We start from the raw sequence: 22456 nt of genomic DNA, 5'->3' as shown, positions 1-22456 counted from the left end.
CTGCCCCGCCACCCGCCACTTGCGATGCAGATCCACCGGGCGGTCCGGGGATGCCATTGAGAGGGGGCGGCTAGACCTGGGAACAGACCTTGGTCCCGTCGGGCTGAACGTCCGCAACCCTTCTTCAAACGTTAAAGCCGCCATTTCGCTATCGGAACCGCATCAGCCCTTACACCGCCAAACTCCCCTGCTCCGCGTCCTCTGCATTGGGATCGCCCGGCGCGGTCGCCCAGGCGAGCTCCACCAGCGTCACCGTCCGCCTTCCAACCCCGTCGAGCTGGCAGACGATCAGCCCCTGCTCCTCGATATATATCAGCAGGCGCCGGGCGCGGCGTAGCGAGTGCGAGCCGTAGGCGCGGGCGATCGCCGCGTCGCTCGGGCAGGGCCAGCCTTCCTTGGCGGCGCGGGCGATCATCATGAACACGCCTTGCATGTCCTCGGGGAGCAGCGAGGCGCGCGCCGAGACGTCCTGCCAAGCGTCATCGCCTGCCATGTCGGAGCCGAGGCCGGCGCGGGCGCGGGTCAGCATGCGGCGGAACTCCGGCAGGTCCGGCACGACCGAGGCGAGGCCCTCGATGCGGCAGCGGACCACGAACTCCTGATAAAGCACGCCGATGACCCGGAAGCCGGCATCGGGTTGCGCCAGCACGGCGCGCAGCACCCGGTCGACGCGCTCGCGGCGCTCCGCCAAATCCTCGGCGCTGATCGGCGGCTCCACCGCTTCGGGGCGGATTTCCAGCGCCGCCGATTTCGCCGCCATCAGCTGGTCGAGCAGGTCCGGCGACGACCGGCGCTGCGGCCGGACGGTTTCGGGCGGCGGGGCCGCCAGGATGATCGCGCGCGCGTCCTCCAACGCCGATTCCGGCAGCGGCATCAGGCGCGGGGTCGCGTTGCGCGGACTTGTATCGGTCGGGCCGATCCGCAAGCCCAGCGGACGGCGCGACAGCGCCGGGCCGAGCGCCATGAATTGCCCGCGCTCGAGGTCGCGAAAAGCCTCCGCCTGGCGCCGCTCCATGCCGAGCAGGTCGGCGGCGCGCGCCATGTCGATATCGAGAAAGGTCCGGCCCATGAGGAAATTGGAAGCCTCGGCCGCGACGTTCTTGGCAAGCTTGGCCAGCCGCTGGGTGGCGATGATGCCGGCCAGCCCGCGTTTGCGGCCGCGGCACATCAAATTGGTCATGGCGCCGAGCGAGAGCTTGCGCGCCTCGTCGGAAACCTCGCCGGCGACAGCCGGCGCGAACAGCTGCGCTTCGTCAACCACCACCAGCATCGGGTACCAGTGGTCGCGGGCGACCTCGAAAAGCCCGCCGAGAAAGGCGGCGGCGCGCCGCATCTGGTTCTCGGCGTCGAGCCCCTCGAGATTGAGCACCGTGGAGACGCGGTGGATGCGCGCCCGCTCGCCGGCGCTCTGCAGGCCGCGCTCGGTATGCTCCTCGGCGTCGATCACCAGGTGGCCGAAACGGTCGCCCAGCGTCACGAAGTCGCCTTCGGGGTCGATGATGGTCTGCTGCACCCAGGGCGCGCTCTGCTCCAAGAGCCGGCGCAGCAGGTGGGACTTGCCGGAGCCCGAATTGCCCTGCACCAAAAGGCGGGTCGCCAGCAGCTCCTCGAGATCCAGCGCCGCCGGGGCGCCTGCGCTCGTCTGGCCCATCTCGATCGCAACGGTCATGTCTCGACTCTCCTTGCGGAGAGGGCTTATCAATCGCATCACAGCCCGTCGAGCGCGGCATGGCCGGCGCTCCGTGTTGCGCACAGGCTGGATGTCGCGGACGATCGAGGATACGGAACGTACCGTTTCGATTCGATGAGGCTTGTCTCCTCAGGTCGAAAACCGGTACCCGCCTTTCACCGGCTGGGCCTGCCTGGCTTTCTGCGAGCCGGCGCGCGCGGCCGCTGCAAGAATGCTCTCCACCAGATCCTTATCGCGCAGCGGTTTGCCGAGCAGCGGCACGTCGGGGGGCCGGCCGGCGATCGCGTCGGCATCGGCATATCCGGTTATCATCACCGCCGGCCAATCGGCCCGCAGATTGCGGGCGAACCGAATGACCTCCAGGCCCGAGACGAGCGGCATGGCAAAATCGGTGACGATGACATCGAAATCGTACGGCGCGCGCTCGATCATCGCCAGCGCTTCGGCACCGCCCGCGGCACAGGTAACCGCAAAGCCGTGTTGGCGAAGCGATTGCGCCGTCAGTTCCCGCAGTACGTTGCTGTCGTCGATCAGCAGGACCGATGGATAGTCCTCGCCGGCATTCACGACGCTGTCGTCGGCATCGGATTTCTCGGGGATTTCGACCGGACGCTCGATTGAACGCGGCAGCCAGAGCTGGACGGATGTTCCACTGCCGACGGTGCTTTCAATGCGAAGCGTGCCGCCCGATTGCTTGACGAAACCATGCACCGTGCTCAGACCGAGGCCAGTGCCCTTGCCGACCGGTTTTGTGGTGAAGAACGGTTCGACGACCTTGGCGAGAATGTCAGCCGGTATGCCCGACCCGGTGTCCTTGACGGTGACCACGACATAGTCGCCCGCCGAAATATCCTCGGCTGCACGGCCTAGCGTTCGATTTTGCGCCTCCACGATTATCGTGCCGCCGGACGGCATGGCATCGCGCGCGTTGAAGACCAGGTTCATCAGCGCGAGCTCCAGCTGGCTGGCATCGACATGCGCCGGCCACACAGTGTCGTCGACAAGCCAATCGAAACGGATCAGGCCGCCCAGGACCGGGGCCACCAACCCGTTCATTGTATCGCCGAGCGCGGCGAGGCGCACGGCCTGCGGCCTCAGCGTCTGGCGGCGCGAGAACGCAAGCATGCGGTTGACGAGCTCGGCGCCTTGTTTTGCCGACCGGCGTGTCAGTTCCAGAACCTGCCTGGTCTGTCCATCGAACTCGGCGTGGCGCTCGAGCAATCCCAATCCGCTGAGAATTGCGGCAAGCAGATTGTTGAAATCATGCGCCAGCCCGCCGGTAAGCTTGCCGATCGCGTCGAGGCGCTGCGATTGCAGCAGCTGGTTCTCAAGCTCGCGCCGCTCGGTAACGTCCAGCAACGTGCCGAGGATCTCAGGCTCTTTGCCGTCGGAGCCATTCGACAGGACGCCCTGGTCGAGAAAAATCCGGTAATTGCCGTCGGCGCATTGCCAGCGGAATTCGCAGGTGTAGGAGCCGGCGGCCTTGGCTGCGAGCAGGACCTCCCTCACTCTCGGCAGATCGTCGGGATGAACCCGGCTCAGGCCGAAGCCTGGATCGGATGTCAGGCGTTCGGGAGGAAAGCCGGTCAGGCGTTCGACCCCTTCGGTGACAAAGCTGGCGCCGAACGGCGGCTCCGCCGCCCTTGCGTGGAAGCAGACCGGAAGAGAGCTCAAAATGGCATGCTGCCGCTCCTGGGCGCTGCGCAGGGCTCGCTCGGCCTCGAGCTTTTCCTTCTGCGCCTGCAGTGCCTGGGCCAGCAGCCGTTGCTCGGCAGCCGCCTTTTGCTGGATTTCCAGCGTCTTCTCATGAAGTTCGACGAACACGGCGACCTTGGAACGCAGCATGGCCGGGTCGAAAGGCTTGAACACGTAATCGACCGCGCCGGCGTCGTAGCCGCGCAGCATGTGCGCGTCTTCCTTGTTGATGGCGGTGAGAAAAATTATCGGCGTTCGCCTGGATTGCTCGCGCTGGCGGATCAATCCCGCGGTCTCGTAGCCATCCAGCCGGGGCATCAGCACATCCAGCAGGATGACTGCGAAATCCTCCTTCAGCAGTGCGCGCAACGCCTCTTCGCCCGACTGCACGCAGACGACTTCACCGATAGGGGCCAGAACCTCGCCGATCGCCAGCAGATTGCGCTCGTCGTCATCCACGGCCAGGATGCGCGCCTTTGCCGGCCCTGCTGCCGGCGCCATAACCTCCAGCTTCCTTGCTCCGTTTCTCGACAGTTTCTGCATCGAGCGGCCGTCAGTTCACTGCCATGAGCGTCTTTTCCGGACCATGAACACGGGATCGCGAACGGCCGATCCAGACACGCAGCAATGCCAGCAGCAGATCAAGGTCGACAGGCTTGGCGATGTAGTCGGAGGCGCCGGCGTCGAGGCACTTCTGCCGGTCGCCCTTCATTGCCTTGGCTGTGACCGAGATCAACGGGATATGGGCGATCGCCGGCATGCTGCGGATCTGCCGCATCGTCTCGTAGCCATCCATTTCCGGCATCATGATATCGATCAGTGCCGCATCGATGTCCGGGCTCTGCTCCAGAAGCGCGATACCTTCCCGGCCACGCTCCGCATGCAGCACCTGGATGTCATAGGTCTCGAGAACGCTGGTGAGTGAATAGATGTTGCGGATGTCGTCGTCGACGATGAGGACCTTTGCGCCGGCGAGGTCGAACTTGTCCGGCTGTTCGGCTGCCGCACTATTGTTGTCGTGGCCCCGCCCCGGGAGCGTCGCGGATATCAGGAGAGCCAGCTGCGCGAAATTCTCCGCCCGGGGAACGTCTGCCAATGCCGGATGCAAGGCAAGCGACTGTTGCAGCGCTTCCGGATGAGGCGCAAAGAACAGCAGCCGCGACACCGACTGTCCGAACAGGACGGCAATCTCATCCAGCATCTGGGCGTTGTCCTTGGCCGAGCGGCCAAAGCCGAGCACAACGGCATCATAGCCGGCGATGCCGATATCGTCCGCATTCGCGGCGACGCGGCCGATCGCCATGACCGAGGTGACGCCGTCGCGAATCGCGTCGATCAGCGAAAGGCGGCGCTCGGGATCGGGATCGGCAATCAGGACGCGGCGCTGGACGCGGACCTTTCTGGAATGAATGTCGTGGAAGACCTTCATCAGTTCGTCCGACGATACGGGCTTGGTTGAAATGCTGGATGCACCCTTGCGGGCAAGCACCTCGATGTCTTCGGCGCCCGAGATGACATGAACGGGAATGTCCTTGGTTTTCGGGTCATGGCGAAGCAGATCGAACAACACCCAGCCGTCGATATCCGATAGTCCGAGATCGAGCGTAATCGCGTCGGGAACCAGCTTGCGTGCCAAAGCCAGCGTGCCGGAGCCCGCGGTCGACAGGACGCCTTTCAGCCCGGCCGAACGTGCAAGGCCGAGCAGCAAACCGCCGAAGGTCGGATCGTCCTCGACGATCAGCACGACCCGATCTTCCGACGAGATCGTGTCGCGGTCATCGAGCAATTCGGAGGACGGCGGGCTCGGCTGCGCCGTCGTCGCGGCCACCTCCATCGCCGGCAGCAACGCCGCTTGCGGGGCCAAGGCCATCCGGGGTCCGTCGAATGGAATGACCAGAGTGAACGTCGAACCCTTGCCCGGCGTGCTCTCGACCCTCAATTCGCCGCCAAGCAGCCGGGCAATCTCCCGGCTGATCGAAAGCCCAAGCCCAGTGCCGCCATATTTGCGGCTTGTGGTGCCGTCGGCCTGCTGGAAGGCTTCGAAGATCAGCTTCTGCTTGTCTTGCGGAATACCGATGCCGGTATCGCTGACGACGATCGCGAGCGCCTCCATGGGTTGCGCCGAACCGTTGTGACGGCCCGCCTTTTCGGCCCGGAAATTCAAGCGGACCTCGCCTTGCGAGGTGAACTTGAACGCGTTCGACAAAAGGTTGAGCACGATTTGCTGCAATCGCTTCTCGTCGGTGCGGACGGTCTCCGGAAGCTCGGGATCGACGTTGATGGTGAAGCCAAGTCCCTTGTCGGTCGCCAGTTGCCGGAAGGTTCGCTCCATGTGCTGGCGAAGATGCACCACCGGCATGTCGTTGATGTCGATCGAGACGGTGCCCGATTCGATCTTCGACAGGTCGAGGATGTCGTTGATCAGGCTCAAAAGGTCGGTGCCGGCCGAATTGATGGTGCGCGCGAACTCGACCTGCTTGTCGTTGAGATTGCCCTGCTGGTTGGTTGCGAGCAGGTTTGAAAGGATGAGCAGCGAGTTCAGCGGCGTGCGCAGTTCGTGGCTCATATTGGCGAGGAATTCCGACTTGTATTTCGAGGTAAGCGCCAGCTGCTCGGCCTTCTCCTCCAGCGCCCGCCGCGCCATCTCGATTTCCAGGTTCTTGTTCTCCACCTGCTTCTTTTCGTTCTCGAGCAGCTGCGCCTTTTCCTGCAGCTCCTCGTTGGTGGCGTGCAGCTCCTCCTGCTTCTTGGTCAGTTCGGTCTGACGCGCCTGCAATTCCGAGGTCAGCAGCTGCGACTGCTTGAGCAGGCCTTCGGTGCGCATGGTGGCGGCGATGGTGTTGAGAACGATGCCGACGGATTCCATCAGCTGGTTGAGGAAGGACTGGTGCGTGTCGCGGAATTCGCTGAACGAGGCGAGTTCGATGACGGCCTTCACCTCGTCCTCGAACAGAGCCGGAAGAATGATCACGTTCGCCGGCGCGGCATTGCCAAGGCCGGAGGTAACGCGCAGGAAATTCGGCGGCACATTGTCCAGCATGATGGCGCGCTTGTCGGCGGCACTCTGCCCGACAAGCCCTTCACGCAGATCGAGGCGTTGCTTGATTTCCGCCTTGCTTTCGGCGCCATAGGAGGCGGCGAGCTCCAGATAGAATTCATCCTCGTCGCGGTTGGTCACATAGAACACGCCATATTGCGCATTCACCAGCGGGGCGAGTTCGGACATGATGAGGCGCGAGACCGTGGCCAGGTCACGCTCGCCCTGCAGCATGCGCGAGAAGCGGGCGAGATTGGTCTTCAGCCAGTCCTGCTCGGCATTCTTCAGCGTCTGGTCCTTCAGATTGCGGATCATCTCGTTGATGTTGTCTTTCAGCGCCGCCACCTCGCCGGAGGCCTGGACGCTGATCGAGCGGGTCAGATCGCCCTTGGTCACCGCCGTCGACACCTCGGCGATGGCGCGCACCTGGGTGGTCAGGTTGGCCGCGAGCTGATTGACGTTGTCGGTCAGGTCGCGCCAAAGGCCGGCAGCGCCGGGCACCCGGGCCTGGCCGCCGAGCTTGCCTTCGATGCCCACTTCGCGGGCGACGTTGGTCACCTGGTCGGCGAAGGTCGCCAGCGTCTCGATCATGCCGTTGATGGTGTCGGCGAGCGAGGCGATCTCGCCCTTGGCATCGACCGTCAGCTTGCGCTTGAGATTGCCTTGCGCGACCGCGGTCACGACATCGGCGATGCCGCGCACCTGGTTGGTCAGGTTCGTCGCCATCAGATTGACGTTGTCGGTCAGGTCCTTCCAGGTGCCGGCGACGCCCTCGACCCGCGCCTGGCCGCCGAGCTTGCCCTCGGTGCCGACCTCGCGGGCGACACGCGTCACTTCGCCGGCAAAGGAGTTCAGCTGGTCGACCATGGTGTTGATCGTCGATTTCAGCTCCAGGATCTCGCCCTTGACGTCGACGGCGATCTTCTTCGACAGGTCGCCGCGCGCCACAGCGGTGGTCACCTCGGCGATGTTGCGGACCTGGCCGGTCAGGTTCTCGGCCATCGAATTCACATTGTCGGTCAGATCCTTCCAGGTGCCGGCAACGCCGCGCACCTGCGCCTGGCCGCCGAGCTTGCCTTCGGTGCCGACCTCGCGCGCCACGCGCGTCACCTCCGAGGCAAAGGAATTCAGCTGGTCGACCATCGTATTGATGGTGTCCTTCAGCTCGAGGATCTCGCCGCGCACATCGACGGTGATCTTCTTCGACAGGTCGCCCAGCGCCACTGCCGTCGTCACCTCGGCGATGTTGCGCACCTGGCCGGTCAGATTGGCGGCCATTGCATTGACGTTGTCGGTCAGGTCTTTCCAGGTACCGGCAACGCCGCGCACCTGCGCCTGGCCGCCGAGCTTGCCGTCCGAACCGACTTCGCGCGCCACGCGCGTCACCTCGGAGGCGAAGGAATTCAGCTGGTCGACCATCGTATTGATGACGTCCTTGATCTGCAGGATCTCGCCCAATGCATCGACGGTGATCTTCTGGGTCAGGTCGCCGGTCGCAATCGCGGTTGCTACCTTGGAGACGTCGCGTAATTGCACGGTCAGATTGCCGGCCATGGCATTGACGTTGTCGGTCAAATCTTTCCAGGTGCCGCCGACGCCCTCGACATGCGCCTGACCGCCGAGCTTGCCCTCCGACCCCACTTCGCGCGCCACACGCGTCACTTCCGAGGCGAAGGAATTGAGCTGATCGACCATCGTGTTGACGGTGTCCTTGAGCTCGAGGATTTCGCCCTTGACGTCGACGGTGATCTTCTTCGACAGGTCGCCGCGGGCAACGGCGGTCGTCACCTCGGCGATGTTGCGGACCTGGCCGGTCAGGTTGGCGGCCATCAGGTTGACGTTATCGGTCAGGTCCTTCCAGGTGCCGCCGACGCCCTTCACCTCGGCCTGGCCGCCGAGCTTGCCTTCGGTTCCGACCTCGCGCGCCACACGCGTCACTTCCGAGGCGAAGGAATTGAGCTGGTCGACCATCGTGTTGATGGTGTCCTTGAGCTCGAGGATTTCGCCCTGCACGGCGACGGTGATCTTCTTCGACAAGTCGCCCGAAGCGACCGCAGTCGTCACCTCGGCGATGTTGCGGACCTGGCCGGTCAGGTTCTCGGCCATCGAATTGACGTTGTCGGTCAAGTCCTTCCAGGTGCCGGCGACGCCGCGCACCTGAGCCTGGCCGCCGAGCTTGCCCTCGGTACCGACCTCGCGGGCGACACGCGTCACTTCGCCGGCAAATGAGTTCAGCTGGTCGACCATGGTGTTGATCGTCGATTTCAGCTCCAGGATCTCGCCCTTGACGTCGACCGTGATTTTCTTCGACAGGTCGCCAAGCGCCACGGCCGTGGTCACCTCGGCGATATTGCGCACCTGGCCTGTCAGATTTTCGGCCATCAGGTTCACGTTGTCGGTCAGGTCCTTCCAGGTGCCGCCGACACCTTCGACGCGCGCCTGACCGCCGAGCTTGCCTTCTGTACCGACTTCGCGCGCGACGCGCGTCACTTCCGAGGCGAAGGAATTGAGCTGGTCGACCATCGTGTTGATGGTGTTCTTGAGTTCGAGGATTTCGCCTTTCACGTCGACGGTAATCTTCTTCGACAGGTCGCCGGAAGCGACGGCGGTCGTCACCTCGGCGATGTTGCGCACCTGCCCGGTCAGGTTCGTCGCCATGGCGTTGACGTTGTCGGTCAGGTCCTTCCAGGTTCCGGCCACACCTTTCACGCGAGCCTGGCCGCCCAGCTTGCCTTCGGTGCCGACCTCGCGCGCCACGCGCGTCACTTCCGAGGCGAAGGAGGCCAGTTGCCCGACCATGGTGTTGACGATCTTGCCGATGCGCAGAAACTCGCCGCGCAGCTGCCGGCCGTCGATTTCGACCATCATCGTCTGCGACAGGTCACCCTTGGCCACCGCGCCGATGACGCGCGCCACTTCGGCCGTCGGCTGAACCATGTCCTCGATCAGATCGTTGACGGAACGGACGCTCGATTCCCAACTGCCGGTGGCGTTGCGGACACGGCCGCGTTCGCCGATCCGGCCATCCTTGCCGACGACCTTGCTGAGGCGTTCGAACTCGCGCGTGACCTGATCGTTGAGTTCTACGATTTCGTTGAAGGTGTCGGCGATCTCGGAATCAAGGCCGGCGTAGACATTGTCGATACGAACGGAGAAATCACCGCTCCGAAAAGCCTTCAGCGCGTTCAGTATTTGACGACGGTCCAATTGCCTTGTGGATGCAAGCACGCTCACAGCGCCCCTCCCAGCTCACGGATTTCTTGAATGTCCTGGTGAAACTGTCCCCTGCGGCCGACACAACTCCCCGCAAGCGCAAGAACGCGGCATGCTCGATTTGGTTCCAGACGAAATTGCCGCTATGCGGCAGGAATTTCGCAGCCGCATTCACGAAACGACGAGCAACAAAGATCCATAATGATTGTATCGATCAATATTTCTGCCCAACGGAACATCTCGAAAAAACTCTCGTTGGTATAGATCGCGATCCAGCGATGCAACTCGATGGAGACACTAAGATGATGAAAATTCTCTCTGCATCCCTACTTGCTATCGGCCTGGCCACATCTGCCATGGCACAATCCATGGGCTCCGGGACCGGTAGCGCCGATGGCAATACCGGCGTCAACACAGGCACTTCCGGCGGCAACACCGGGACCGGCAGCGCAACTACCCCGAACACGATCGATCCGAACGCAACGAACGCCACCACGCCGCAGACAAACGGTATGGAGGACCGCTGTAAGGATACGGCGAGCAGCGATACCGACAACAATACCCCCAGCGGCGCCATGACGTCGGATATGCAGAACTGCAACAAGTAACGGAGTTTTGCGCAGCGGTCATTTCAGCCCGCGGCCTGGTCCAGACCGGTGCTCGCGGTTCAAACCACAGCCAGAAATATGCACAGACCGGGCACGGGCTCATTACTTCTGAACGGATCGGCGAGCCCAAGCCGGGCGGCCGATTAACTAGTCTCAGCTAGGTTCTGCGATAGGCGGCGGCCAGCCCGGCGGGCGGGGCGGCCGTTCTGCTGATTTTCGCGGAGAGAACTGGTGGAGCCAATCGGAATCGAACCGACGACCTCTTGAATGCCATTCAAGCGCTCTCCCAACTGAGCTATGGCCCCACTCCGGCAGTTCACCGGCGCCGTTTCCGGCGAAGAGATCCGGCGCGGGTTCTAGACCGCGCCGTTAGTGAAGGCGGCTTCTAACCCCGCCTTCAGTCAATATCAAGCTTTCAAGAACCGCTTTTTCTAAGCAGCGCCGCGAAAGCCGGCGAATGCGGTTCGCTCAGACTTCGTCGTCGTCTTCGCCGACGCCGATCATGTCGGCAACGTCGTCGTCTTCTTCCTCCTCGTCGGCGAGGAACGTGTCATCCTCGTCATCGCCAAGGTCAACGTCGTCTTCGTCATCGCCGAGATCGGGAAGCTCGTCGGCCTTCGCGTCCTCGTCCGCCTCTTCGAGCGAGACGACCTCGACGCCCTCTTCCTCCTCGGCGTCCACTTCCTTCTCGGCAACTTCCTCTTCCTCCTCGAGGGCGGCGATCTTGCCTTCTTCGAAATAGGAGCGCGGATAGCTCTTGCCCGTGTAAGGCGAGACGATCGGGTCCTTGTTCAAGTCATAGAATTTTCGACCTGTCTCCGGGTCGATGCGTTTGGTGCCAAGTTCGGGTTTTGCCACAGCAAGCCTCGTCGATGAAAGTTTGGTCCCCTTAACCAGAGTTTACGGCGCTGTCAAAGCGAAAAGCCGGCGTCCCAAAAAGCTTGAATTCGAAGGCCTTCATACCAAGGGGATGACCATTTCGGCACGCCATGATAGGAGACCCCGCAAACCAGCAGAAAATGGCCGGCCGCCGGCGTTTCCAGGAAAGAACCATGTCGCACACTGCCGCCCCGAAGCAGGCCACCGCCCGCAAATCATCTGGCCTTTCAGGCGCGGCACGGGTGCCGGGCGACAAGTCGATCTCGCACCGCTCGTTCATGTTCGGTGGCCTGGCCTCCGGCGAAACCCGCATCACCGGGCTGCTGGAAGGCGAGGATGTGATGCGTACGGGCGCTGCCATGAAGGCCATGGGCGCCCATATCGAGAAGCATGGCGCTGAGTGGGTGATCCGCGGTACCGGCAACGGCGCGCTGCTGCAGCCGGAAGGCCCGCTCGATTTCGGCAATGCCGGCACCGGCTCACGCCTCACCATGGGCCTGGTCGGCACCTATGACATGGAAACCACCTTCATCGGCGACGCCTCGCTGTCCGGCCGGCCGATGGGCCGGGTGCTCGAGCCGCTCCGCCAGATGGGCGTGCAGGTGCTGAAGGCGACGCCCGGCGACCGCATGCCGATCACGCTGCACGGGCCCAAGCACGCTGCTCCGATCACCTACCGCGTGCCGATGGCATCGGCACAGGTCAAGTCGGCGGTGCTGCTGGCTGGGCTGAACACGCCGGGCATCACCACCGTCATCGAGCCGGTTATGACGCGCGACCACACCGAAAAGATGCTCAAGGGGTTCGGCGCCAATCTGTCGGTCGAGACCGACGAGCGCGGCGTGCGCCACATTTTCATCGAAGGCCAGGCCAAGCTCACGGGGCAGACGATCGCAGTGCCTGGCGACCCCTCCTCGGCCGGCTTCCCGCTGGTGGCGGCGCTGATCGTGCCCGGCTCGGACATTACAATCGAAAACGTGCTGATGAACCCGACCCGCACCGGACTTCTGTTGACGCTGCAGGAAATGGGCGCGCGCATCGACATAATCGATCCGCGCAACGAAGGCGGCGAGGATGTCGCCGATCTGCGCGTGCGCTATTCCGAGCTGAAGGGCGTCACCGTGCCGCCCGAACGGGCGCCGACCATGATCGACGAGTATCCGGTGCTTGCCGTGGCGGCGAGCTTCGCCGAGGGCGAAACGCTGATGCTCGGGCTGGAAGAGCTGCGCGTGAAGGAATCCGACCGGCTGTCGGCGGTCGCCAACGGGCTGAAGCTCAACGGCGTCGACTGCACCGAGGGCGAGGCCTCGCTTGTCGTGCGCGGAAAACCCGGCGGCAAGGGCCTCGGCCAGCATCCCAACGGACAGGGCACCATCGTCCAGACCCATCTCGACCACCGCATCGCCATGAGCTTTCTGGTGATGGGGCTGGCGACGGAAAAACCGGTGACCATCGACGATCAGGCGATGATCGCAACGAGCTTTCCGGAGTTCATGGGGCTGATGAAGGGGCTCGGTGCGGAGATCGAGTAGCTTGATGGCAATCAATAGCCTTGGGGGTTGGGGCCAAACTGGAACGTCGGCGGGACAGCGCCCCCCTCTGTCCTGCCGGACATCTCCCCCACAAGGAGGGAGATTGGCAGCTTCGGCGCTCCGCTCAATCCTGCGACGTAGACAATTGGCGAAAGCCGCGATGGCCGCCGATCTCCCCCCGAGTGGGGGAGATGTCCGGCAGGACAGAGGGGGGCGCGAAGGATCGCCACGCCTAGCTGGATCATTGCGCTTTTCGATTCCGGTGGGCGGCCAATGACCCCAACCTTCACCATCGCCATCGACGGCCCTGCCGGCGCCGGCAAAGGCACCCTTGCCCGGCGGCTGGCCGATCACTACCGGCTGAACCTGCTCGACACCGGTCTTACCTATCGCGCGGTGGCGCATTCGCTGCTCCGGCTCGGCCTGCCGCTCGACAATGTCTCGGCCGCCGAGACTGCCGCCCGCCAGGTCGATCTGGCAAAGCTCGACCGCGCCGTGCTTTCGGCACACGCAGTCGGCGAGGCGGCTTCGAAAGTGGCTGTCATCCCGTCGGTCCGGCGCATACTGGTGGACAAGCAGCGTGCCTTTGCAAAAACCCCGCCGGGTGCGGTGCTCGACGGCCGCGACATCGGCACTGTCGTCTGTCCCGATGCCGACGTAAAACTCTATGTCACGGCCAGCGCCGAGGTGCGGGCAAAGCGGCGGCTGGATGAAATCGAGAGCATCGGCGGCACTGCCAATTTCGATGAAATCCTTGCCGATATCGTGCGCCGCGACGAGCGCGACATGGGCCGCATGGACTCGCCCTTGAAGCCGGCCGCCGATGCGCACTTGCTCGACACGTCGGAAATGGCTATAGAGGCCGCGTTTCTGGCAGCTCAGGCGATCATCGACGACGTCCTGGCTAAGAGAAACGAAGCCTGAGCCGGGTTTTCCTGCCGCCGCCGATTGCCGGCGACAAAAGAATTCCCATATTGGGCGTGAACCAGCCTGCCAGCATTCTTCATGCGCCGGAATTGCCGCTCAAGGGCGGCCAAGGGCTTTTTGCCCGGAACGCCGGCAGGCCAACGCAACGCTAACCCACGGCGCCCGCCCCGCGACAGATGCGGGGCATTCCAGGAGAAACTATGTCAGTTGCAAACCCCACTCGCGATGATTTCGCGAGCCTGCTCGAAGAATCATTTTCCGCCGGCCATTCCGGCGAAGGCCAGGTCGTCAAGGGCATCATCACTGCCATTGAAAAGGACATGGCCATCATCGACGTTGGCCTCAAGGTCGAAGGCCGCGTGCCGCTGAAGGAATTCGGCGTCAAGGGCAAGGACACGACCCTCAAGGTCGGCGACACGGTCGAGGTCTATGTCGAGCGTATCGAGAACGCGCTTGGCGAAGCCATGCTGTCGCGCGAAAAGGCCCGCCGCGAAGAGAGCTGGGTCCGTCTCGAAGAGAAGTTCACCAAGGGCGAACGCGTCGAAGGCGTCATCTTCAACCAGGTCAAGGGCGGCTTCACCGTTGACCTCGACGGTGCCGTGGCCTTCCTGCCGCGCAGCCAGGTCGATATCCGCCCGATCCGCGACGTCTCGCCGCTGATGCACAACCCGCAGCCCTTCGAGATCCTAAAGATGGATCGCCGCCGCGGCAACATCGTGGTGTCGCGCCGCACCGTGCTTGAGGAAAGCCGCGCCGAACAGCGTTCGGAAATCGTGCAGAATCTCGAAGAAGGCCAGGTGGTCGAAGGCGTCGTCAAGAACATCACCGACTATGGTGCGTTCGTCGACCTCGGCGGCATCGATGGCCTGCTGCACGTCACCGACATGGCATGGCGCCGCGTCAATCATCCGACCGAAATCCTCAATATCGGCCAGACGGTCAAGGTGCAGATCATCCGCATCAACCAGGAAACCCACCGCATCTCGCTCGGCATGAAGCAGCTCGAGAGCGATCCGTGGTCCGAGATCGGCACCAAGTTCCCGATCGGTAAGAAGATCAAGGGTACCGTCACCAACATCACCGACTACGGCGCATTCGTCGAGCTGGAGCCGGGCATCGAAGGCCTCATCCACGTTTCGGAAATGTCGTGGACCAAGAAGAACGTGCATCCCGGCAAGATCCTGTCGACAACGCAGGAAGTCGACGTGGTGGTGCTCGAAGTCGATCCGGCCAAGCGCCGCATCTCGCTCGGCCTCAAGCAGACGCTGGAGAACCCGTGGGAGGCCTTCGCGCGCAGCCATCCGGTCGGCAGCCAGGTCGAGGGCGAGGTCAAGAACAAGACCGAGTTCGGCCTGTTCATCGGCCTCGAAGGCGACGTCGACGGCATGGTCCACCTTTCCGACCTCGACTGGACCCGTCCGGGCGAGCAGGTGATCGAGGAGTACAATCGCGGTGACATGGTCAAGGCGCAGGTGCTCGACGTCGACATAGACAAGGAGCGCATCTCGCTCGGCATCAAGCAGCTGGCCAAGGACACGGTCGGCGAAGCAGCGACGTCAGGCGAACTGCGCAAGAACGCAGTCGTCACCTGCGAGGTTATCGGCGTGAAGGATGGCGGTCTGGAAGTGCGGCTGGTCGACAGCGGCATCGAGACCTTCATCAAGCGCTCCGACCTCAGCCGTGACCGCGACGAGCAGCGCCCCGAGCGCTTCACCGTCGGCCAGAAAGTCGACGCCCGCGTCATCGCCTTCGACAAGAAGACCCGCAAGCTGCAGGTCTCGATCAAGGCGCTGGAAATCGCCGAAGAGAAGGAAGCGGTCGCTCAGTACGGCTCAACCGATTCCGGCGCTTCGCTGGGCGATATTTTGGGTGCCGCGCTGAAGAAGCAGGGCAGCTAAGCCAACACCGCGCCTCGCGCGGGTTATAAACGAAACAAAAAGCCCCGCCGGAACGATCCGGCGGGGCTTTTGCTTGTGAGCCTTGCTTGCGACGGACCGCAGGCTCAGGCCCGGCCGTAGAGTGGCACCAGCGTGCCGCTGATCGCCATGTTGGCCGGCGAGGCGAGATAGGCAATGGCCTCGGCGGCCGCTTCAAGGCTGACCCATCTGCTGAAATCTGCGTTCGGCATGTCAGCCCGGTTGGCCGGCGTGTCGAGCGTCGAGGGCGCCACGGCATTGACCAGGATGCCGTTGCCCTTCAGCTCTTCGGCCATCGCCACGGTCATCGCGGCGACTGCCGCCTTGGCGGCGGCGTAGGCCACCTTGCCGGAGCCGCGCCGCGGATCGAGCCCGGCTCGCGCGGTGACATTGACGATGCGGCCCGGCACGGAAGATCCCAGCATCGAGCGTATCGCCGCGCGGCAGCACAGAAAGGTGGTGCGGGCATTGGTGTCCATCATCTCGGCGAAGGAGGCGGGTTCGATCTTCTCGACCGGCGCCGCGGTGAAGCCGCCGGCAAGATGCACCGATGCCCATAGATCTGGAACGCTGGCATAGAAGGCGGCGACCTTGGCAGGGTCGGCAAGGTCGACATTGTGCGCCAGCCTGACGCGGTCATGCGCCGGAAAGGGAAAATGCGCAGGCGCGGCAGCGTGGGCATTGGGCACATGGCAGATCGCGCCCTGCTCCAGCAGTTTTCCTACGACCGCGCCGCCAAGGGCACCGGTGCCGCCGGTCACCACGATATGTCTGCCGTCCAGTGTTTCCGTCATATTCGACCGCTCCGTCATTGCGCGCCGCCGATGCGGAAGGTCGCGCCTTTCGCGCGATCACTCAACCGAAATCTCGATGACGTAAGGTCGTCCAGTCGCCCGCGCGCGCCCAAGCGCGTCCGCCAAGCCGCCGGTGCCGGAAATCCGCTCGGCGGCAATGCCGTACGCTTCGGCCAATTTGCAGAAATCCGGCGGTGCCGGGGAGACGCCGACCGGCTCGACGCCGACGTCGAGCATCGAGGTTTCGATCTCGCGGTAGCCACGATTGTTCCAGACGGCGAAGATCACCGGCGCCGCCGCGTCGAGCGCGGCGCCCAGTTCCGGCAGGGTGAACTGGAAGCCGCCGTCGCCGGTGAGGCAAACGACCGGCGCCTCAGGCCTGGCAAGGACGGCACCGATCGCCGCCGGCGGGCCATAGCCAAGCGCGCCGAAGCCGGTGGCGGCGTTGAACCAGCCGCCCGGCCGGTCGTGATCGTAATAGAGGTTGGCGGCGTAGACCGGCTGGGTCGAATCGCCGACGATGATCGCGCCAGGCAGCGCATCGCGGATCGTCTCGACGGCGCGCAGTTGCGCCTGCATAGCCGGGCCGATCTCGGCAAAGGCCGCTTGCCGCGTCGCGGCGGCGCGAGCGGCGCCGTCGACCGATTGCGCCTGGCCCGTGCCGAGTTCGGCACGCAGCGCCTCGAGCGCTGCACCGCAATCGGCATGGATCGAAATCCGGGCCGGCCGGCGGGCAAGCTGCTCGGCGCCGATGTCGATGCGGATCAGATTGGCAGGCAGGACAAAACCGCCGTCGCCATAGCCATCATAGTCGGTCGGACCGAATTCGGTGCCAGCGGCAATGACCAGGTCGGCGCCGGCCATCAGCGCACGCACCGCCTTCAGGCTGGGGCTGGCCGGCACGCCAAGTGGATGACGATAGAGCAGGCCGCGCGCATTAGCGGTCTGGACGACCGGCGCTCCCAGCCTCTCGGCCAGGTGCTGCAACGGCGCTTCGGCGGCCTTGGCGCCGCCTCCGGCGAGGATAAGCGGCCGGCGGGCAGACGCGCACAGCCTTGCCGCCTCTGCAATCGCCACTACATCCGGCTCGGGCGGCGCTGAATTCCGCAGCAGCGGCACGATGCCGTTGGCCGGCATGGTCATGACATCGGTCGGGATCTCAATATGCACCGGACCCGGACGCGAGGATGAGAACAGCGCAAAGGCGCGGGCGAGCACGCCGGGCAGTTCGCCGGCCTCGGTGACACGGTGCGAAAACAGCGCCACCTTCTCCATCATGCCGCGCTGGTCCGGCAGTTCATGCAGATGGCCAAGGCCTTTGCCCAGCGTCGGCGTGGCGTTGACGCCCGAGATCACCAGCATCGGCACCGAATCGGCGCGCGCCTGACCCATGGCGGTGATGGTGTTGGTCAGCCCCGGCCCGGTGATGACGAAGGCGATACCCGGCCTGCCGCTGGCGCGCGCATAGCCGTCAGCCATGAAGCCGGCGCCCTGCTCGTGGCGCGGCGTGACGTGACGGATCTTCGATCGCGCAAGCCCGCGATAGAGCTCGACCGTGTGTACGCCGGGAATGCCGAAGACGGTGTCGACGCCGTGCGCTTCGAGCAAGGTGATGAGCGCTTCGCCGATGGTCGTCATTGTCTTAACACCGGGCGCGTGAGGCAGGTAGGGCCGCCCTCGCAGGCAATGCACAGCGCATCGGCCTCGAATGTCGAGACCGTACAGCCGGCGGCTTGCATGGCAGCCGCCGTCTTCGGAAAACCGGCAACGGCGATAACCTGGCGCGGCGCGGTCGGCAGCACGTTGAGGCTGAGCCCATTCGAGGCGAAGAATTCGTCGGCGTCGCCCTCGACCAGCCGAATGGCGCGTTCGCGCAGCATCTGGTGGAAGGCGACCGGCAGGAGGGGCGCATAGACCAGCGCCAGATCGTCTGCGAGCGGGCTGATCACCGACATCAGGTGCAGGCAGGCCTCCTCGCCCTGCCAGAGCGGCAGGTCGAAGCCATAGACCTGGATGCCTTTGGGTGAAAGCAGGTTGGAGAGCTGCTGGATGCCGTGCTGATTGGTGCGCACGCCGCGGCCGATGGCCAGCGTGTTTGCATCCACCCACACACAGTCGCCGCCCTCGACCTGGCCGGGAGCCTCGATTCGGCCGAGGACGGGGATGCCCATGCGCCCATAGGCTGACTCGTGGAGGCTGGGCTCGGGCCGGCGCAGCGCCTTGCCCATGGCAAGGATGACCGCGCCATGATCAGTCATCAGCGAGGGATCGTGGGTAAAAACCGAATCGGCAAGCCCGTCGTCGGCGTCACTCAGCCATTCGATTTCGGCGCCTGAGGCCGAAATCAGCCTGGCCAGCGCATCATGCTGGACCGCCGCTTTTTGCGGATTGAAGCCGGGGCCATAGTGCCACTCCAGCGCTTCGGCCCGACGCATGGCGCCGGCAGCGGAGCGCATCAGCACGCGCTGCAGCGTCCCGGCCATCGACTGCGACCCGTATGCTTTGCCCACTAAATTCTCCTGAAACGCGCCCCTCCTGCCAATAGCCACTCGGCAGGCGGTGATCAATGGTCCAAAAAACTGCGGTTGACGGAGACAAGCGGAACGGTCCATCTTGAGAATCGGAACGCTGTCCAGTGACGGGTAATGGGTAAAAAATTCCAGCAAGGACTGCCTCGGCTGCTCCGCGGGGCACCGCGACGATGACAGCGCCGGCCACTGCCCTGAAGCATACGGCGCAGAACGGCGCTGCCGAAGCCATCCACGTCGAGAACCTGCACAAGAATTTCGGCAAGCTGCATGTATTGAAGGGCGTTTCGCTGTCGGCGCGCGATGGCGAGGTGATCGCCATCATTGGCGGCAGCGGCTCGGGCAAATCGACGCTGCTGCGCTGCATCAACTGCCTGGAGAACCCGACCAGCGGCATTATCCGGGTCAATGGCGAAGAGATAAAGCTGAAGGCCGACAGCTACGGCCACACCGTGCCCGCAGACCGCAAGCAGATCGAACGCATCCGCTCCAAGCTTGGCATGGTCTTCCAGAACTTCAATCTGTGGAGCCACATGACGTTGATCGAGAACGTCATCGAGGTTCCCGTGCATGTGCTCGGCGTCAAGCGCGATGTGGCGATCGGCGAGGCGGAAAAATTGCTCGCCCGCGTTGGCTTGGCCGAAAAACGCGACGTCTATCCTGCCTATCTGTCGGGCGGCCAACAGCAGCGCGCCGCGATCGCCAGGGCGCTGGCCATCAATCCGCGCGTCATGCTGTTCGATGAGCCGACTTCGGCGCTCGACCCGGAACTCGTCGGCGAGGTGCTGAAGGTGATCGGCGACCTGGCGCGCGAAGGCCGCACCATGGTGCTGGTCACCCATGAGATGAAGTTTGCCCGCGAGGTCGCGACGCACGTCGTTTACCTCCATAACGGGCTGGTCGAGGAAGAAGGGCCGCCGGAACAGATCTTCGGCGCACCAAAATCCGAAAGGCTGAAGCAGTTCATCCGCAACATCAGTTAAACTGTGGGCGGACGAAAACCGGGAACAACAACAAAACTGGGAGTCATGACGATGAAGATTATTCTCAAGACCTTTGCCGCAGCGCTGCTGGTTGGCGTTGCCGCCATGGGCGTGGCCAAGGCCGATCCGGTCAAGATCGGTGTCGCTGCCGAGCCCTATCCGCCGTTCACCTCGCCGGATGCTTCCGGCAAATGGGTCGGTTGGGAAATCGAATTCATCGACGCTGTCTGCGCCGAAGAGAAGCTCGACTGCGTCATCACGCCGGTCGCCTGGGACGGCATCATCCCGGCGTTGACGACCAAGAAGATCGACGTCATCGCCAGCTCGATGTCGATCACCGACGAACGCAAGAAGACGATCGACTTCTCCGACAAATATTACAACACCCCGACTGCGATCATCGGGCCGAAGGACCAGAAGTTCGGCTCGACACCGGAGGACCTCAAGGGCAAGATCATCGGCGTCCAGGTCTCGACCGTACACGCCGACTACGCCAAGAAGCACTTCGCCGACGCGGCGGAAATCAAGGAATACCAGACCCAGGACGAGGCCAACCAGGATCTTGCCGCCGGCCGGGTCGACGCGGTGCAGGCCGATTCCATCGCCCTCGACGCCTTCCTGAAATCGGACCAGGGCAAGCAATGCTGCGATCTGAAAGGCATGGTCGCGCCGGATCTGGCCATTCTCGGGCCCGGCGTCGGCGCCGGCGTCCGCAAGGAAGACACCGAGTTGAAGGAAAAGATCAACGCCGGTATCAAGGCCATCCGCGCCAACGGCAAATATGACGAGATTTCGAAGAAATACTTCGACTTTGATATTTACGGCTCCGACACGCAGTCGAACTGACGGCCTCATCCATGAGCGATTAACCACGCGGCCCCGATAGAGCCGCGTGGTTGGTCGAAATCCATCGACGCGAGCTTCCGCGGGCGGAAATCGCCGGCGGTTTTAGCGCCAGCAATTCGAGGGCGACGCTGATCGACGCATTTGTTCCGGCTTGGGCCGCCTCTGCCATCGCGCTTCTCTCGCCCGTGCCGCCGGGCTGGGGTGGAACGCTCATCGTCGGGCTGCTCCATACGATCGAGATTGCGGTCGGCGCCACCTGTCTCGGCCTTTTGATCGGCATCGGCGGCGCCTCCGGCAAGCTGTATGGTGGTCCGGTGGTGCGCGATCTCCTGGCAGTCTATACGACCGTCGTGCGCGCCGTGCCGGAGCTGGTGCTGATCCTTCTGCTCTATTACGCCGGCACCGACCTGATCAATCAGATGCTGACGGCAACGGGCTATCAGCGTATGGACATTAGCGGGCTGGCGGCCGGCATTGCCGTGCTCGGCTTCGTCCAGGGCGCCTATTCGACCGAGGTGATCCGCGGCGCGATCCTCGCCATTCCGCAGGGCCAGATCGAAGCCGCGCGCGCCTATGGCATGTCTCCCGGCCTGCTGCTGCGGCGCATCACGCTGCCGGCGATGCTGCCGTTCGCCATACCCGGCCTTGCCAATCTCTGGCTGATCGCCACCAAGGACACAGCCCTGCTGGCGGTCGTCGGCTTTTTCGAGCTGACATTGGCGACACGGCAGGCGGCCGGCGTGACCAAAGCCTATCTGACATTCTTTATCGCCGCCGGCGCGATCTACCTTCTGTTGACGCTGGTTTCGAACCTGATCATCGGCCGCATCGAGACATGGGCCCGCCGCGGCATGCCGTCGCTCAAGGAGGCTCGGTGATGGCTGGCCCGGCGATGACTGGCGAAGCGGCCGTCGAGATAGCCGCACGCGCTTCGCTGTGGCTGAAGCCGCATCGTATCGCGCTGATCCTGATCGCGCTGGGGCTGGTTTTGGCGGCGGCCGTCTTCATGCGCTGGGACTGGCTGCCGAAATATTACGGGATGGGATTGCTCGGCATCTGGCGCGCGCTGTGGATTCTTGCCGTCACCTGCACGCTGGGCTTCCTGCTCGCCATGCCGCTCGGACTGGCACAAGCCGCAGGCTCTTTCTGGTTCGCGGCGCCCGCCAAGGCCTTCTGCACGGTCATCAGGGGAACGCCGCTGCTGCTGCAGCTCTGGTTGCTCTATTACGGGCTGGGCTCGCTGTTTCCACAATATCCATGGATTCGCGAGTCCTGGATGTGGCCCTATCTGAGGCAGGCATGGCCCTATGGCGTGCTCGGGCTGACGCTGTCCTTCGCCGGCTATGAGGGCGAGGTGATGCGAGGCGCTTTTGCCGGCGTACCGAAAGGCCAATTGGAAGCCGCCCGCGCCTTCGGCATGAGCCGGTGGAGGATTTTCCGGCGAATCTGGCTGCCGCAGGCCTTCTACCGCGCGTTGCCGACACTGACGGGCGAAATCGTGCTGCAGCTGAAATCGACGCCGCTGGTGGCGACCATCAGCGTGATCGACATATTCGCCGTCTCCTCCAAAGTGCGGCAGGATACCTATCTCACCTATGAACCCTTGCTGCTCTTGGCGTTGATCTATATGGCGATCACCGGCATCCTCGTCTTCACCCTGGGCAAGATCGAGGCGCGGATCCCGAACAAGGTTGGTTAGGTGAATAGTGAATGGTGAATAGTCAGTAGTGCGTAGCCCCTATGTTACCGGCTAAGTCCCCACTCACCATTCACTATTCACCATTCACCCATTCCCTCAGATATCCATG

15 protein-coding genes and 1 tRNA gene are annotated in these 22456 nt (G+C 63.6%); 8 read left to right on the top strand and 8 right to left on the bottom strand.

Annotated features, from left to right (window positions below; all coding sequences use genetic code 11):
* Positions 1 to 169: 169 nt before the first annotated feature.
* From NKH59_RS10215 to NKH59_RS10205, 3 genes are all read right to left on the bottom strand, one after another.
* Complete coding sequence (locus NKH59_RS10215) at positions 170 to 1669, bottom strand: helicase HerA domain-containing protein (protein WP_352767273.1); 1500 nt, start codon at positions 1667 to 1669, stop codon at positions 170 to 172.
* 150 nt (positions 1670 to 1819) lie between these two features.
* Positions 1820 to 3886, bottom strand: coding sequence for a PAS domain-containing hybrid sensor histidine kinase/response regulator (locus tag NKH59_RS10210; RefSeq protein WP_352813849.1), 2067 nt, complete (start codon positions 3884 to 3886; stop codon positions 1820 to 1822).
* Between the two features lie 52 nt (positions 3887 to 3938).
* Positions 3939 to 9650, bottom strand: a complete 5712-nt coding sequence (locus NKH59_RS10205) for a HAMP domain-containing protein (RefSeq protein WP_353021752.1) — start codon at positions 9648 to 9650, stop codon at positions 3939 to 3941.
* Between the two features lie 44 nt (positions 9651 to 9694).
* Here NKH59_RS10205 and NKH59_RS10200 point away from each other — a divergent pair, with 44 nt between their 5' ends.
* Positions 9695 to 10243 (top strand): hypothetical protein, encoded by a 549-nt coding sequence (locus NKH59_RS10200; protein WP_352767277.1) that lies wholly within the window; start codon positions 9695 to 9697, stop codon positions 10241 to 10243.
* A gap of 229 nt (positions 10244 to 10472) precedes the next feature.
* Here the strand turns inward: NKH59_RS10200 and NKH59_RS10195 are convergent.
* Together NKH59_RS10195 and NKH59_RS10190 are read right to left on the bottom strand one after the other, a co-directional pair.
* A tRNA-Ala gene (locus tag NKH59_RS10195) sits at positions 10473 to 10548 on the bottom strand.
* Positions 10549 to 10711: 163 nt separating this feature from the next.
* Positions 10712 to 11101: a TIGR02300 family protein gene (locus tag NKH59_RS10190; RefSeq protein ID WP_023676282.1), complete on the bottom strand. Its 390-nt coding sequence runs from the start codon at positions 11099 to 11101 to the stop codon at positions 10712 to 10714.
* A 194-nt stretch (positions 11102 to 11295) separates the two neighbouring features.
* Between NKH59_RS10190 and aroA the strand changes: the two genes are divergently transcribed.
* From aroA to rpsA, 3 genes are all read left to right on the top strand, one after another.
* A complete protein-coding gene (aroA, locus tag NKH59_RS10185) occupies positions 11296 to 12654 on the top strand; it encodes a 3-phosphoshikimate 1-carboxyvinyltransferase (RefSeq protein WP_352769039.1) in 1359 nt (452 codons plus the stop codon).
* Between the two features lie 273 nt (positions 12655 to 12927).
* Entirely contained in the window at positions 12928 to 13578 is a 651-nt protein-coding gene (gene cmk, locus NKH59_RS10180) for a (d)CMP kinase (RefSeq protein WP_353021690.1), read from the top strand.
* A gap of 203 nt (positions 13579 to 13781) precedes the next feature.
* Complete coding sequence (gene rpsA, locus NKH59_RS10175) at positions 13782 to 15479, top strand: 30S ribosomal protein S1 (protein ID WP_023676278.1); 1698 nt, start codon at positions 13782 to 13784, stop codon at positions 15477 to 15479.
* Positions 15480 to 15583: 104 nt separating this feature from the next.
* Here rpsA and NKH59_RS10170 read toward each other — a convergent pair whose 3' ends face one another.
* The 3 genes from NKH59_RS10170 to NKH59_RS10160 are packed head-to-tail and all read right to left on the bottom strand — an operon-like array spanning position 15584 to position 18774.
* The gene (locus NKH59_RS10170; RefSeq protein ID WP_353021687.1) at positions 15584 to 16291 is read right to left on the bottom strand and encodes an SDR family NAD(P)-dependent oxidoreductase; all 708 of its coding nucleotides are present in this window, start codon (positions 16289 to 16291) and stop codon (positions 15584 to 15586) included.
* Between the two features lie 57 nt (positions 16292 to 16348).
* On the bottom strand, positions 16349 to 17929 hold the full coding sequence (locus NKH59_RS10165) for a 5-guanidino-2-oxopentanoate decarboxylase (protein WP_353021685.1): 1581 nt from the start codon (positions 17927 to 17929) through the stop codon (positions 16349 to 16351).
* Positions 17926 to 18774 (bottom strand): dimethylarginine dimethylaminohydrolase family protein, encoded by an 849-nt coding sequence (locus tag NKH59_RS10160; protein ID WP_353021751.1) that lies wholly within the window; start codon positions 18772 to 18774, stop codon positions 17926 to 17928. Before NKH59_RS10160 ends, NKH59_RS10165 begins: the two co-directional genes overlap by 4 nt.
* Before the next feature lie 218 nt (positions 18775 to 18992).
* Between NKH59_RS10160 and NKH59_RS10155 the strand changes: the two genes are divergently transcribed.
* From NKH59_RS10155 to NKH59_RS10140, 4 genes are all read left to right on the top strand, one after another.
* Positions 18993 to 19802, top strand: a complete 810-nt coding sequence (locus tag NKH59_RS10155; RefSeq protein ID WP_023676274.1) for an ABC transporter ATP-binding protein — start codon at positions 18993 to 18995, stop codon at positions 19800 to 19802.
* Positions 19803 to 19853: 51 nt separating this feature from the next.
* Positions 19854 to 20648: a transporter substrate-binding domain-containing protein gene (locus NKH59_RS10150; protein ID WP_352469896.1), complete on the top strand. Its 795-nt coding sequence runs from the start codon at positions 19854 to 19856 to the stop codon at positions 20646 to 20648.
* Between the two features lie 212 nt (positions 20649 to 20860).
* On the top strand, positions 20861 to 21526 hold the full coding sequence (locus tag NKH59_RS10145) for an ABC transporter permease (protein WP_352470177.1): 666 nt from the start codon (positions 20861 to 20863) through the stop codon (positions 21524 to 21526).
* 14 nt (positions 21527 to 21540) lie between these two features.
* Complete coding sequence (locus NKH59_RS10140) at positions 21541 to 22347, top strand: ABC transporter permease (protein WP_352872345.1); 807 nt, start codon at positions 21541 to 21543, stop codon at positions 22345 to 22347.
* The last annotated feature ends 109 nt before the right edge of the window (positions 22348 to 22456 follow it).

This window comes from Mesorhizobium sp. M0998, from assembly GCF_040318885.1.
Lineage (GTDB): Bacteria > Pseudomonadota > Alphaproteobacteria > Rhizobiales > Rhizobiaceae > Mesorhizobium.
Note: the sequence above shows the minus strand (reverse complement) of the source record. Positions and strands in the feature narration are given on the sequence as shown.